Here is a 13,401-nt window from a genome sequence, read left to right as displayed (position 1 = left end):
AAGGTGAAACGATTTACCTCGGCCATCAGTCGCCATAGGCTTGCGGCAGGTTCAGGTCCCGACGGTGGAGGCACGCACCACGAGCTCGGGTGAAAACTCGATGTGGGGGGCTCTGCGCTCCTCGTCCGCACGTTCAGGGTCACGTAGAAGGTCGATCTCGTCGAACAGGAGATCAGCCGCGGCCGTGCCCAACTGGGCATGAGGTGTCCGCACAGTGCTCAACGGCACGATGGTCGACTGGGCGAACTCGATGTCGTCGTAGCCCATCACCGCGATGTCGTCCGGTACGCGGATGCGCCGGCCTGCGGTGAAGGACTGGATCATGCCGATGGCCAGCAGGTCGTTGGCACAGAAGAGCGCGTCAGGCCGGTCGGCGGGGGCGCGACGGGCGAGGCTGTCGGCGCAGGCGATACCAGCTTCCACCGTCCGCTCGGCCACGGAGATGATTTCCAGGGTGGCATCAGGCACCAGCTCGATCACCGACATGGCTCCCCGCTGTCGGTCGGCTACTTGCTGCAGGTCCAGTGAGGACGCGACGAATCCGATCTTTCGGCGGCCCAGCTCGATCAGGTGTTGGACTGCCAGGCGGCTGCCCGCGACATGGTCCGTCGAGACCGCGGCCTGAGTGGGGGAGTTTGCGCGCCGGGCGCTGAGGACGCTGGCGATACCGCGCTGCCGCAGCCGAGCCAGCTCGGCCTCGACGTCACCCACGGGCGAGACGATGATGCCGGCCACGCGCTGCTGCTCGAACAGCTGTAGGTAGTCGCGCTCCCGGTCCCGCGAACCTATGTCGTTGGCCATCAGCAGATACATGTCGTGAGCCGACACGCGTCGCTCGATGGCAGCCGCAATTTCGGGTGTCGTCGCGCTCGCCAGCTCGAACGCGAGGTAGCCGATCACCGGGCTCACTCCGGTGCGGAGCATGCGTGCCGCATCGTTGGGCACGAACCCCAGCGCTTCTACCGCTTGCCGAATCCGCTCCCGAGTGGTGTCGGAGAGCTTGCGCGGTTTGTGGAAGTAGTTCGAAACGGTGGCTTGGGATACCTGGGCGAACTCGGCAACGTCCCGAATGGTGACCTTGTTCAGGAGTACTCCTCATTCCTCGCCCGTACCGGCGCCTTGCTGCGTCCATCGTAGTGCCGACATGAGAAGTGACCTGGACGGCCCGGGCAGGAAGCGGGATGTGGCGGGAGAGCCCCCGGCGAACCCAGGGGCCGGGGTGTGGTGGACGACGGCCTGGTGCCGGTGTGTGTCCGCACTGTCTTCCGGCTCGACGCAGGCACTGGATACTCCCTGTGCGACACCGCACGCGCCGAGGCGGTCGGGGGACGGTTATGAAGCGCAAGACGGGCGTGGCAGGGCTGGTGATCGTGACCCTGTGCGTGACGGGCTGCGCCGGGCACGGGGACACGCCCGAGGGCAGGCGTGACGGGAACCCCACTGCAACCCGCACCGAGTACCTCCACGAGCGCACCGGACCCGGACACCGTCCTCGTCACCTTCACCGAAAGCGGCGGCATCGACGGACGGCACAACTCCCTCGTCGTCTACGGCGACGGCGGATACCTTGTCGTCACCCCCCCAAGCGGGAGCACCGGTCCGGCAGGATGAAGCCGGGCGATCTTGCCGAACTCCGCGTCGCGCTGGAGGAAGTCGACTGCTCCGGACTGCCCTCCCGGCCGACCGGTCCGACCGTGTTCGACGGCATCACCCGCGTGATCGTGCACGACGTCCACACGGCCGTCGACGACGACGGAACGCGTCGTCCGACGGGGCCCTCGCCGAGGTCTATCAGGCGCTGCCGCCGATACCTTGAGGCGACTCGTGGGTGCCGGTAAATCGGTCGGGCCTTGACTCCGGATCTCGACACTCGTGCTCCTGTGGAATGGCGAGACTTCAGGTGACAAGCGGTCCCTGGGTCGCGCTGGTCAGCGCTCCTGTAGCAGCCATTGGCCCGCCGTCACGCCACCCCCGACGTTCACCGCCCCTTGTAGTTGATCTTCATGGTGTCCATGTCCGTCGCTGTGGAGCGAAGCCGGCCATAGCCGTATCCGTACTCCTTCAGCGTCGTCTCCGCCCTGTCCTCGGCGATCGCGGAGGCCATCTCCTCGCCGTCCCCGGCATCCGAGACGACCACGTACCGGAAGCTGAAATGCTTGAGCACCGCGTCGTAGGTGAGCGAGCCCTCCTCGGTGAACTGCATCGCCGCCAGGCCGTGCTGCTCCACCTCGGCCAGCAGGCGGGCGCGGGCCTCGTCGGTGAGGCCTTCCCAGGTGCCGCGCACGATCACTCGGTAGGTGTGCTGGGTGCTCATCGTGTTCTTCGCTTCCCTGGCTCGAGTCTTCGAGGATCAAGGCTACGACGGCGACGCGGCGCGGTGCCCGGCATTTACGGGGTCCCCGTCCCGGCACGACCGGTGCGCCGCCCACCGGTCCGGTCATGGCGGCTTTTGCCGAAGAGTGACGGCTTCGCCCCTGGTCGGCGTGGCTTTGAGCGTGTTCGATGGTCATCGGGGGCGCCCGGACCTGCGGCGGCCCGCGCGAGGGAGCGAGGTTGCCTTGGCCACGACCGTACGACGTGCCGTACTGACTCTGCCCGCCGCACCGCTGGGGGCGGAGAACCCACTGCCGGCGTTGCGGCCGCTCGACGAGATGCACGTCGTCGACGACCGCGACCGGGCCGGCCTGCCGCGCGACATGGCACGGCAGATCGGTTACGAGCCGCTGGCCACCGTCCTGCCGGTGCGCATTCTCGATGGGTACGGGCGCGAGCGCACCCCCACCGAGCTGGACGCGATCGTCATCGAGAACGACCGGATCCGGGCCACCGTGCTGCCCGGTCTCGGTGGCCGCATCCACTCCCTCCACCACAAGCCGACCGGCCGCGAGCTGCTCTACACCAACCCCGTCCTGCAGCCCGCCGACTTCGCGCTCAACGGTGCATGGTTCTCCGGCGGCATCGAGTGGAACATCGGCGCGACCGGCCACACCACACTGTCCTGCGCTCCGGTGCACGCTGCCCGTGTCCCTGCCCCCGACGGCGGTGAGATGGTTCGCCTCTGGGAGTGGGAGCGGCTGCGTGACCTGCCGTTCCAGGTGGACCTGTGGCTGCCGGAGGACTCCGACTTCCTCCACGTGGGGGTACGGATACGGAATCCGCACGAGCGCACCGCACCCGTCTACTGGTGGTCCAACATCGCGGTCCCCGAGGGCGCGCGGACCAGGGTCCTGGCCCCTGCCGACGAGGCCTGGCACTTCGGATACGCGCGGACCCTGACCCGGGTGCCGGTGCCGGAGACCGGTTCCGTCGACCGCACGTACCCGCTGCGCAGCGACTTCCCCGCCGACTATTTCTACGAGGTACCCGACGGCGCGCGCCGCTGGATCGCCTCCCTCGACGAGGACGGGCACGGACTCGTCCAGACCTCCACCGACCTGCTGCGCGGCCGCAAGCTCTTCCTCTGGGGCAGCGGGACCGGCGGCCGCCGGTGGCAGCAGTGGCTCACCGAACCCGGCACCGTCGGCTACGCGGAGATCCAGGCCGGACTCGCCCGCACCCAGCTGGAGCACATCCCGCTCGAACCCGGCGCCGAGTTCAGCTGGCTGGAGTCGTACGGACCGCTGAGCGCCGACCCCGCTGCCGTGCACGGCGACGACTGGGCCGCGGCCCGCGCCGAGACGGAGCAGCGGCTCGCCGAGGCGCTGCCGCGCGCCGACGTCGACGCCGCGTACGCGGCCTGGCGCCCGCACGCCGACACGGAGCCCGGCGAGTCCCTCGCCACCGGCTCCGGCTGGGGCGCGCTCGAGGTCCGGCGCGGCAAGTACGAGCTCCCGGGCACGCCGTTCGCCGAGTCCACGCTCGGTGAGCAGCAGGCGCCCTGGCTGGACCTGCTCGACCAGGGCACCTTCCCCGAGCCGCGCCGGGTGGTGCCGCCCGGACCGTCGCTGGTCTCCGCCCACTGGCGCGACATGCTGGAGACGGCCCCCGCCGCACCCCTCACCGAGTACCACCTCGGCGTCGCGCAGTGGCACGCGGGCGACCGTGCGCAGGCGGTCCGCAGCTGGGAGCGAGGTCTGGCCCTCGCCCCGTCCCGCTGGCCGCTGCTGCGCTGCCTGGCCGTCGCCGCCCAGGAGGGCGGCCAGTGTGACAGGGCTGCCGACCACTACGCCGAGGCGTTCGAGGACCTCTGTGCGGAGCGCCGTGACGACGGCGATGCGTGGACGGCCGCGACCACCGCCCTCGGCCGCGAGGCGATCGAGGCGCTGCTGACCGCGGGGCGGCCCGAGAAGGCCCGCGCCGTCTGGGCGGGGCTGCGGCCGGCGATCCGGCGGCGCGGCCGGTTCCGCCTGCTGGAGGCCCGTCTCCTGCTGGCCGAGGGCGACCGTGCGGCGGCGCGCGCCGTATTCGACGAGGGCTTCGAGGTCGCGGACCTGCGGGAAGGGGCGGAGATCCTGGACGAGGTCTGGACCGCGGTCAGCGACGATCCGCTGCCGGACGCGTACAACTATCGTATGAAGCCGCAGAGTTGACCGCGTACGGGCAGGTGCTGAGCGAGATGTGATCGTGTGGGGGAACGGGGCGTTCGGCAGCGGCAGGGTCATGCCAGTTGCCGAACCGCACCGGCGGTGACCCGTCGCCCTCGCCCACGACCCCGAGCGGATCGGCCAGGTCCTGCGCGACATCGTGGAGGTGCCGCCCCGGACGGCCGGCGGCCCACGCGCGAACCGGCGGACGCGGTGCCGGCGCACGTGGGCGTGGGGCGGCGGTGACGGCCGCCTCGACCGGAACCCGCCGGCTCAGGCCGGCGGGTTCCGGTCGACGTACTCGAAGACCGACCCGTCCGGGTGGACGGCGATCAGGTTCCGCCCGACCGGGGTCGGCACCGGGCCCGCGACGATCCGGGCACCGACCCGGGTCAGTGACTCATGTGCGTCGTCGACATTCTTCACCGCGATCGTCGCCGTCACCCTGCGCAGGATCTCCAGCTCCGACTCGGGCCCGCTCATCAGCAGGAAGCAGCTGATCGCGGCGACCGAGACACCGCCGCGCTCGAAGCGCAGCGCCCGGCCGGCCGTCAGATCCTCGTAGAAGGCCACCGCGGCCTCCAGGTCGTCGACGCATATACGCAGCGTGGTGCCCAGAATCTCCATACAGATCAGGGTAGTTGGCGGGCCGGCTCCCTGTGATCGATTCCGGCCCGGCCTCCGTGCGCGTCAGGCGCGGCAGAGCACCTCGCCGTGCGGGACCATGAACCATGCGTCGTCCTGCTCGCCCCAACCGTGCCAGGCCGCCGCGATCTCGGCCAGCTGTCCGGCGGTCGCATGGCCGCCGCCCACGGCCAGCTTCGCGTACGCCGAGCCGACCGTGCGGTCCGCCCACAGGGCGCTCCACCAGACCCGGTTCTCGGGGGTGGCGTAACACCAGGCGGCGGCCGACGGAGTGATGTCGGTGAAGCCGGCCTGCCGGGCCCAGGAGAGCAGCCGGCGGCCCGCGTCCGGCTCGCCGCCGTTGGCCCGGGCCACCCGGCCGTACAGCTCCAGCCACGCGTCAAGGCCGGGCACTTCGGGGTACCAGGTCATCGCCGCATAGTCGCTGTCGCGGGCGGCGACGATGCCGCCGGGGCGGCAGACCCGCCGCATCTCGCGCAGTGCCTGCACCGGGTCGCCTACGTGCTGGAGCACCTGGTGGGCGTGGACGACGTCGAAGGACGCGTCGGGGAAGTCCAGGGCGTGCACGTCGGCGGTGGTGAACTCGACGTTGTCCAGGCCGCGTTCGGCAGCAACCTCGGCGGCCTGGTCCAGGACGCCCTGATCGGTGTCGACCGCGGTCACCCGGCCGGGGGCGACCAGCGCCGCCAGGTCCGCGGTGATCGTGCCGGGTCCGCAGCCGACGTCCAGCACCGCCAGGCCGGGGCGGAGTTCACCGGTCAGATACGCCGCGGAGTTGGCGGCGGTGCGCCAGCGGTGCGAGCGCAGCACCGACTCGTGGTGGCCGTGGGTGTAGACGGCGGTCTCCTTCGGCATGGCTGTGCGTCCTCTCTCGGAATGTGAGGTGAAGCGCTGAGCGATGCGTCGACCCTACGCCGAGATGCCGGATGGTGAGATGGGAGTATTGCCATGTGGACAGCCCTATATCGGCAGCGGGCAGTACACGGTCAGCGCCTCCGGGAGCTTGTCGATCAGCAACTCCCTTTCGCTTTCAGCGACTTCTCCGTCGTAGGCGTAAGGAGTCCCAGGGGCCAGCCCGGAGATGCGCACCTGACGGCGGCGCTCCGCGGCGTGGACGGGGGAGCGGGTCAGGGGGCCCGCGACGGCCGCCGCGAGCAGTCGCAGACCGGGCGAGCGGCCGCCGTGCACCACCCGCAGGTCCAGCAGGCCGTCCGCCAGGTTGTGCCGCCGTCCCGGCGCAGGTCCCACCCGCTGGAACATGCCGTTGCCCACGAACAGCAGCCACAGCGGCCGCCGCTTTCCCTGCAGTTCGGCCTCCAGCGGGCGCTGCCCGCGCAGGACATGGAACGCCGCCACCAGGCCCGCCGGCCAGCTGCCGATGCGCGGTGCCCAGTGCTCGCGGGACCGGACCAGTTCTGGATAGACGCCCAGACTGAACGCGTTGAGGAAGTAGCCGGGGGCACCGTCGCGCGCTTTCGGCCCCGGCCGGAAGCGGCCCACATCCACCCGTACCGCGTCACCCGCGGTGAGCGCCGCACAGACGTCGTCCACCGTTTCGATGCCCAGGTCGTACGCGAAGTGGTTGAGGGTTCCGCCCGGGAACACCGCGAGCGGCACACCGTGCGAGGCCGCGACGGCCGCCGCACTGTTGACCGTGCCGTCGCCCCCGCAGATGCCCAGGGCGCGGCCCCGTCCGGCCGCCCGCTCCAGCTCGGCGGAGAGTTCACCGGGTGCGCACTCCACCACCTCGGCGAGCGGCAGCGCGTTCCGTACCAGCGAGGCCGTGGCCGTCGCGGTCCCGGACTCCCGGTTGGCGACGACCACCAGGTCCCGGCCGCGCGGCAGCGCGGGCGCATCGGCCGGCGGCCTGCCCGGTGCGGGCAGCTGCCCGCGCGTCGGTACGACACCGCGCAGAGCGAACGCAGCACCTGCGCCGAGCACGGCACCTGCCACCACATCACTCGGATAGTGGACCCCGGTGTACACCCGGGAGGCGGCGACGGCCAGGGCGAGCGGGGCGACCGCCGCACCCCAGCCCTTCGATTCGAGGGCGACACCTGTCGCGAAGGCCGCGGCCGATGCGGCGTGTCCGGACGGGAAGGACGTGGTGAAGGGCTGGCGCTTGAGCTGCCGCAGCACCGGGACGACGTCCAGGAGCGGCCGCTCCCTGTGCACCGCGCCCTTTCCCACGGTGTTGATGGCGGCCGAGGCAACCGCCAGTGAGGCGACCCCTCGCAGCGCGGCCCGGCGGGCCCGGGCGCTGCCGCCGAGCGCTGCCATGCCCACGGCGGCGCCGAACCACAGCAGCCCGTGGTCGGCGCCGCGGCTCAGCCGTGGCAGTACGCGGTCGGCGCCCGGCCAGTGCCTGCCCGCCACACCCCGGAAGGCGGCGAGGTCGCGTTGGTGCAGCCAGGTCCGCAGACCGGTGGACGACGGGACGGACGAAGCGTGGCTCGGTGAGGACATGGGACTGCGGATACCCTCCTCGGTCGCGCCCAAGCACAGGCCACGCTCGCGGACGGATCTCAGGACGGAGACAGTGGTCACATGGCATCTTCTTCCCCCGGTCCGGAACTTCTCGACCGTCACGCCGAGGCGCTGCGGCTCTTCACCGACCGGGTGCACGCCGTCCGGGACGACCAATGGTCCGCGGCAACGCCGTGCACCGAGTGGTCCGTCCGTGATCTGGTCACCCATCTCACGGTCGAGCAGCTCTGGGTCCCGCCGCTGGTGACGGAGGGCCGCACCGTCGCCGAGGTCGGTGACGCCTTCGACGGCGATGTGCTCGGCGACGATCCCGCCGCCGCGTGGGACCGGGCGGCGGCAGACGCCCGCACAGCGCTCGCGGCCCCCGGGGCGCTGGAGCGGACGGTGAATCTCTCGTACGGGGACACCGCCGCCGACGCGTATTGCGCGCAGATGGTCAGCGACGCGGTGATTCACGCCTGGGACCTCTCCCGGGCGATCGGCGCCGACGAACGGCTGCCGGAGGAACTGGTCGAGTTCACGCGCCGCGAGGTCGGTCCGTACGCGAAGGATCTGTCGCAGACCGGCCTGTTCGCCCCGGCGGTCGAGACCGCGAAGGATGCCGGCCCGCAGACGGAACTGCTCGCCCTGCTCGGCCGCCGGGCCTGACGCATCCGGTCCGGGCGTCATGGACCGGCGTGCGGGGCGGGCGCGGGCCTCCGCCGCGACGGGTGCGGCGTGGCCGCACCGGCATTGCTGCGGCAAGTGGGTCGTGACCGGCCCATGTTTCGTGATTCCGTCCCTTGGCCGGCGTATCGAACGCGCGAGGTGGGCGTACCACCGCGGCGAACCGGGATGCAGGTGACGTCCTCGCTCCGTAAGCTCGTAAGCGGGAGGATTCGGCGACGGGCCGAACGTGCCCTCGCCATGTCGGGCCGCCTCAATCGCCATCGATGCCTGTGCCGTGGGAGCCCTTGATGACCACACCGCGGGACCTGATGATCGTCACCATGGACCTGGCGCCCGAACGCACTGTGGAGCAGGGAGACCTGTCGCTCGCGCTCGCGGGGGCGGAGGCGATCGACCTGCTCGGCGCCGAAGCGATCAGCCTGGTCGGTGATCACATCGTTCCGGGCCTCGGGCCGGCCCTGCCTGATCCCCTGTTGGACGAGGCCGCGACGTCGTTGCTCCGGGAGACCCCGTACGAGTCGGTCGGCGACTGGCTGTGGCGCAGGGGTAGCGGCCTGTCCGCCACCTATCTGGCCGCGTTCGAGGCGGAGGGGCAGCTCAGCCGGCAGGGCCGCCGGGGGATCCCCTTCCGGCGCAGTCGGACGGTGCTGGCCGATTCACCCGCTCGCCGCGAGGCGACGGAGCGCTGGACGTCGGATGAGCCCGTCCTCGCCGCACTCGGGGCCGCCCTCGGGATCCGTGACGAGCAGACCGGAGACTTCCTCAGCGGTGCCGACGAGGCGGTGGTGACGGTGCTGGCGGCCGTCCGTGACGCGTTGCTGGAGCTGGAAGCGGTACGGCAACGGCGCGCCATCGAGAACGCGGCCTTCGACAACATCTGGCGCGGCGATTGACGACCGGTGTGGGGGAGGGACGCTGCCAGGTGCAGCGCCGTGGCGTGCGAAGGACCCGCACGCCGGTCCGGTCACCGGGACAACCGTGTGGCGGGCACCGGGCGATGCGCCGCACGAGTCGCGGCATTCGGTGCGGATCCCGGCTGACGGCCGGTGGGTCGCCGGGCAGGGCGGGCGGTGACACTCAAACCTCCGTATAAAGGGCCCTGGGGGCGAGACAGGGTGACGGAGCGGCAGCGAAGGAGACCCGGGATGGCGCGGAAGCGGGCCGGGCAGGGCGGGGACGCGGGACCGGCCGGGGGCAGCGGGCGGGACGCCGCACGTACCCTGCGAGGGGACCACGGGCCCGTTCGGTACGGGCCCCCCGCGCACGACCCCGGGCTGCCCGTGCTGCCCGAGCTGGCCCAGGTGCTCGCCGCCGCCGCCGGACGCGGCGAGCCCGAACCGACCGGCGGCGGTGATGCCCTGCGCGAGGCGGCCACCGGTTACTGGACCCGGCGCGGGCTGCGCGGCGGTCCCGAGCACATCGCCGCCGCCCCCGGTGCCTCGCCGCTGCTGCTCGCCCTGATCGCCGCACACGGCGGTGACGTCCTCATGCCGCGCCCCTGCCCCGCGAACTGGATTCCGCAGGCCCGGCTGCTGGGCCGGCCCGCCTACCATGTGCCGACCCCGGCCGAGTGCGGCGGCGTGCCCGATCCGTACGCCCTCCTCGAAACCGTACGCAGAGTGCGCGCCGAGGGCGGCCGGCCCCGGCTCCTGCTGATCTCCGTCGTCGACGACCCGACCGCCACCGTCGCCCCGCCGGAACTCGTGCGCGAGGCGTGCGAGGCCGCGGTCGCCGAGGGAATGCACATCGTCAGCGACGAGACCTGGCGCGACACCCTGCACCGGCCGCACGACGTTCTGCTCAGCCCCGCCGAGATGTGCCCCGACGACGTCACCGTCGTCTGCGACCTGGCCGGTGCGCTGACCCCGGCCACCTGGCCGGTTGCGGTGGCCAGGTTCCCGGCCACCGCACGGGCGGCGGTGCGACATGCCCGTACCCTCGACGTCCTCACCGCGCTCGGCGCCCTCGTCGCGGGTCCGGTCGCCGCCGCGGCCGCCCATGCGCTGCGCGAACCGGAGCCCGTCGTGGTCCGCGTCCGCAGGGCCGCCGAACTGCAGGCGCAGGTCGCCGCCGCGGCCCACCGGGCGGTGCTCGCCTCGGGGGCGCTGGCCCGGCCCCCGCAGGCCGGCCGTCATCTCTACGCCGACCTCGGCCCTCTACGGTCCCGGCTCGCCACCCGCGGAGTCACGGACTCCCTGGAACTGGAGGAGTACCTCACCGAACGTCTCGGCGCGCCCGCCCCCGGAGGCCACCGCTTCGGCGACGAACTGGGCGCACTGCGGGTGCGGCTGGGCACCGGCCCGCTGCTCGGTTCGACCCCGGAGCAGCAGACGGAGTCCCTCACTGCGGTGGAGCCCCTTGAATTGCCGCATGTCGCCCGGGCGCTGAGCATTTTCGCAACGGCGCTCAGCGAGCTGCGCTGACGGCGGCCTACCCGACGACGTGCCCGACAACGTATGGACGACGAACCTGACGGACTGCTCGACGAAGCACTCCGGGGCGGGAGTCTCTCGATGACGGAACAGACGGAGCGGACCCTCGCCGGGCCCGCGCAGCCGGAGCTCCTCGGCCGGATCGTGTCCCCGCGCCCGCTCGGCGAGGTGAGGGTCTGGCCCGCCTCGTTCGCCGACCGGCTCACCGCCCCGCTCCCCGGTGTCAGGGGCATGACGCGACTGGCCCGCGAGCGCGCCGTGCGGCCCGACGCCGAGGGGCTGCGAGGCATCCACCAGCTGCCGTACGCCCCCGGACCGCTGCCCGTCACCGACGCGGACACGACCACCGTCACCTGGGCCGGACACGCCAGCTGGATCGTCCGGACCGGCGGACTGACCATCCTCACCGACCCCGTCTGGTCCCGCCGTATCCTCGGCACCCCCGCCAGGATCACACCGGTCGGTGTCCGCTGGGAGGATCTGCCGGCCGTCGACGCCGTGGTCATCAGCCACAACCACTACGACCATCTCGATGCCCCCACCCTGAGCAGACTGCCGCGGGACACCCCGCTGTTCGTCCCGGCGGGGCTCGGCCGGTGGTGCCGTCGCCGCCGCTTCTCCTGCGTCACCGAGCTCGACTGGTGGGAGTCGGCGGACCTGCGCGGCGTCCGCTTCGACTTCGTGCCCGCCCACCACTGGTCCAAGCGGACCCTCACCGACACCTGTCACTCCCTGTGGGGCGGCTGGGTCATCCAGAGCATCGGCGGCGCGGCGGGCGGTGGTCAGCGGATCTACTTCGCCGGGGACACCGGCTACGGGCACTGGTTCACGGAGATCGGCCGCCGCCACCCCGGGATCGATCTGGCGCTGCTGCCGATCGGAGCGTACGAACCGCGCTGGTGGCTCGGCGACGTGCACACCGATCCGGAGGAGGCCGTGCAGGCGTACGAGGATCTCGGCGCCCGCGCGATGGCGCCCATGCACTGGGCGACGTTCCTGCTCTCCGCCGAGCCCGTACTCGAACCGATCACCCGGCTCCACCGTGCCTGGCAGCGGGCCGGCCATCCACGCGAACACCTGTGGGACCTGCCCATCGGCGGCTCCCGGGTGCTGGACGGGACCAGGGAGGCACCTCCCTTCCCGCAGGCTCCCCACGGCATCAGCGGCTGAAGCGGGCCCGCGCCCTGCGCCACACCGCGGGCGCCGCGCTGATCAGCAGTGTCAGGCCGACCGCCGCGACCACGCCCTGCCACGGTTCGGGGAACAGCGAACCGCCCAGAATGCCGATCAGCTGATACGTCGCCGCCCACGCCAGACAGGCCGGCACATCCCCACGGGCGAACCGGCGCATCGGCATCCGGCTCAGCAGGCACGCCAGCATCACCGGAATCCGTCCGGCCGGCACCAGCCTCGACAGCACGAGCACCACCGCACCGTGCTCGTCGAGCTTCTCCTGCGCCTGCGCCAGCCGCTCCGGCGCCGCCCGGTCGCTGATCGCCCGCAGCCACTTCGAGCCGTTCTTCGACCGCACCCCGCGCTGCCCCAGCCAGTACAGGCATATGTCCCCGAGGAACGCCGCCGACGACGCCACCCCGAACACCACCAGCAGCGCGAACGGGTCCGTCTGATGGAACGCCACCACGGCCGCCGAACTCACCAGTGCCCCCGTCGGCACCACCGGCACCAGCGCGCCCAGCGCCACCAGCAGGAAGAGGGACGGATAGCCGACGGCCTGCTGCGTCGACTCAGGGGGCAGCTGCCCCACGACCTCCTGGATCACCTGGCGGCCTCCGGTCGCACATGCTCGCCGTGGGCCAGCCGGTGCACCGTCACATCCGGTGCCAGCAGCGCGGCCTTCCGCACGAATTCGTCACCGGGTGCGTGGAATTCGTGGGGCCGGATCCCGTCCATCCCGATCGGCCAGTACGTGCCGTAGTGCACCGGCACGGCCGAGCGCGGGGACAGCCGGGCCAGGGCTTCGGCGGCGCGGCCCGCGTCCAGATGGCTGTGGCCGAGATACGGGCCCCAGCCGCCCACCGGCAGCAGCGCCACGTCCACCGGGCCGACCGACTTCGCCATCTCGTCGAACAGCCCGGTGTCCCCGGCGAAGTACGTGCGCGCCTCGCCCTCGATGACGTAACCCAGGGCGGGCGAACGGTGCGGGCCCACCGGCAGCCGCCGTCCGTCGTGCTGTGCGGGGACGGCCCGTACCCGCACGTCACCGATCCGCACCTCCTCCCCGGCCGCCACCTCGGTGATGCGCAGTCCGCGCACCCGGCGCAGCAGCCGCAGCCCCGGTACGGACCGGACGGCGCCGAGCGGCACGATCAGCCGGCTGCCGGGTGCGAGGCGGGCCAGCGACGGCAGATGCAGATGATCGGAGTGCAGATGGGAGACGAGGACGACATCGGCGACGGTGGCCTCGGGGCCCGGGAGCGCGCCGCGGCGGCGGCGCAGGTGCGCGAGCCGGCGTACGAAGAGGGGGTCGGTCAGGACGCGGACCCCGGAGTCCTCGATGGTGCAGGTGGCGTGACCCCACCAGGTGACTTCCACCGGCACCGTCTGCCTCCTCGACCGTGGTTCCCGCTGTCCGCTCCTGGCCATGAGCGTAATGCCGGAGCGGGGCGCGGGGCCGGGTGCGTCCG

At 72.2% G+C, this 13,401-nt stretch carries 13 protein-coding genes; 6 read left to right on the top strand and 7 right to left on the bottom strand.

Annotated elements, in window-relative coordinates:
• Positions 1-51: 51 nt before the first annotated feature.
• The gene (locus OG878_RS07410) at positions 52-1,071 is read right to left on the bottom strand and encodes a LacI family DNA-binding transcriptional regulator (protein ID WP_328891163.1); all 1,020 of its coding nucleotides are present in this window, start codon (positions 1,069-1,071) and stop codon (positions 52-54) included.
• 354 nt (positions 1,072-1,425) lie between these two features.
• On the opposite strand from OG878_RS07410, the gene OG878_RS07405 reads away from it, so the two are divergent.
• Entirely contained in the window at positions 1,426-1,611 is a 186-nt protein-coding gene (locus OG878_RS07405) for a hypothetical protein (protein WP_328886028.1), read from the top strand.
• Positions 1,612-1,978: 367 nt separating this feature from the next.
• Here the strand turns inward: OG878_RS07405 and OG878_RS07400 are convergent, their stop codons facing one another.
• Complete coding sequence (locus OG878_RS07400; protein ID WP_328886027.1) at positions 1,979-2,314, bottom strand: DUF6204 family protein; 336 nt, start codon at positions 2,312-2,314, stop codon at positions 1,979-1,981.
• 244 nt (positions 2,315-2,558) lie between these two features.
• Here OG878_RS07400 and OG878_RS07395 point away from each other — a divergent pair, with 244 nt between their 5' ends.
• Positions 2,559-4,529, top strand: coding sequence for a DUF5107 domain-containing protein (locus tag OG878_RS07395; RefSeq protein ID WP_328886026.1), 1,971 nt, complete (start codon positions 2,559-2,561; stop codon positions 4,527-4,529).
• 267 nt (positions 4,530-4,796) lie between these two features.
• On the opposite strand, the gene OG878_RS07390 is transcribed toward OG878_RS07395, so the two are convergent.
• The 3 genes from OG878_RS07390 to OG878_RS07380 form a co-directional block, all read right to left on the bottom strand.
• Positions 4,797-5,150, bottom strand: coding sequence for a VOC family protein (locus OG878_RS07390; RefSeq protein ID WP_328886025.1), 354 nt, complete (start codon positions 5,148-5,150; stop codon positions 4,797-4,799).
• Between the two features lie 63 nt (positions 5,151-5,213).
• Entirely contained in the window at positions 5,214-6,023 is an 810-nt protein-coding gene (locus OG878_RS07385; protein WP_328886024.1) for a class I SAM-dependent methyltransferase, read from the bottom strand.
• Positions 6,024-6,128: 105 nt separating this feature from the next.
• The gene (locus OG878_RS07380) at positions 6,129-7,634 is read right to left on the bottom strand and encodes a bifunctional phosphatase PAP2/diacylglycerol kinase family protein (RefSeq protein ID WP_328886023.1); all 1,506 of its coding nucleotides are present in this window, start codon (positions 7,632-7,634) and stop codon (positions 6,129-6,131) included.
• An 81-nt stretch (positions 7,635-7,715) separates the two neighbouring features.
• Between OG878_RS07380 and OG878_RS07375 the strand changes: the two genes are divergently transcribed.
• The 4 genes from OG878_RS07375 (at position 7,716) to OG878_RS07360 (ending at position 11,926) form a co-directional block, all read left to right on the top strand.
• Positions 7,716-8,303, top strand: coding sequence for a TIGR03086 family metal-binding protein (locus OG878_RS07375; protein WP_328886022.1), 588 nt, complete (start codon positions 7,716-7,718; stop codon positions 8,301-8,303).
• 308 nt (positions 8,304-8,611) lie between these two features.
• Positions 8,612-9,217 carry a GOLPH3/VPS74 family protein gene (locus tag OG878_RS07370; protein WP_328886021.1) on the top strand — a complete coding sequence of 202 codons (606 nt, stop codon included), beginning with the start codon at positions 8,612-8,614 and terminating at the stop codon, positions 9,215-9,217.
• Between the two features lie 252 nt (positions 9,218-9,469).
• Entirely contained in the window at positions 9,470-10,747 is a 1,278-nt protein-coding gene (locus OG878_RS07365) for an aminotransferase class I/II-fold pyridoxal phosphate-dependent enzyme (RefSeq protein WP_328886020.1), read from the top strand.
• 90 nt (positions 10,748-10,837) lie between these two features.
• Positions 10,838-11,926: an MBL fold metallo-hydrolase gene (locus OG878_RS07360; RefSeq protein ID WP_328886019.1), complete on the top strand. Its 1,089-nt coding sequence runs from the start codon at positions 10,838-10,840 to the stop codon at positions 11,924-11,926.
• On the opposite strand, the gene OG878_RS07355 is transcribed toward OG878_RS07360, so the two are convergent.
• Positions 11,916-12,536, bottom strand: a complete 621-nt coding sequence (locus tag OG878_RS07355) for a DedA family protein (RefSeq protein WP_328886018.1) — start codon at positions 12,534-12,536, stop codon at positions 11,916-11,918. The genes OG878_RS07360 and OG878_RS07355 overlap by 11 nt on opposite strands.
• Entirely contained in the window at positions 12,533-13,315 is a 783-nt protein-coding gene (locus tag OG878_RS07350; RefSeq protein ID WP_328886017.1) for an MBL fold metallo-hydrolase, read from the bottom strand. Before OG878_RS07350 ends, OG878_RS07355 begins: the two co-directional genes overlap by 4 nt.
• Positions 13,316-13,401: the final 86 nt, after the last annotated feature.

Origin of the sequence: Streptomyces sp. NBC_00316, assembly GCF_036158715.1 — a bacterium.
GTDB lineage: Bacteria > Actinomycetota > Actinomycetes > Streptomycetales > Streptomycetaceae > Streptomyces.
The sequence above is the reverse complement of the archived record's forward strand: the minus strand, read 5'-3'. Positions and strand labels throughout refer to the sequence as shown.

Bases quoted from the DNA above. Each gene is read 5' to 3' on its own strand.
- OG878_RS07390 (WP_328886025.1), bottom strand. From the start codon at position 5,150: ATGGAGATTCTGGGCACCACGCTGCGTATATGCGTCGACGACCTGGAG.
- OG878_RS07385 (WP_328886024.1), bottom strand. From the start codon at position 6,023: ATGCCGAAGGAGACCGCCGTCTACACCCACGGCCACCACGAGTCGGTG.
- OG878_RS07400 (WP_328886027.1), bottom strand. From the start codon at position 2,314: ATGAGCACCCAGCACACCTACCGAGTGATCGTGCGCGGCACCTGGGAA.
- OG878_RS07380 (WP_328886023.1), bottom strand. From the start codon at position 7,634: ATGTCCTCACCGAGCCACGCTTCGTCCGTCCCGTCGTCCACCGGTCTG.
- OG878_RS07370 (WP_328886021.1), top strand. From the start codon at position 8,612: ATGACCACACCGCGGGACCTGATGATCGTCACCATGGACCTGGCGCCC.
- OG878_RS07360 (WP_328886019.1), top strand. From the start codon at position 10,838: ATGACGGAACAGACGGAGCGGACCCTCGCCGGGCCCGCGCAGCCGGAG.
- OG878_RS07375 (WP_328886022.1), top strand. From the start codon at position 7,716: ATGGCATCTTCTTCCCCCGGTCCGGAACTTCTCGACCGTCACGCCGAG.
- OG878_RS07365 (WP_328886020.1), top strand. From the start codon at position 9,470: ATGGCGCGGAAGCGGGCCGGGCAGGGCGGGGACGCGGGACCGGCCGGG.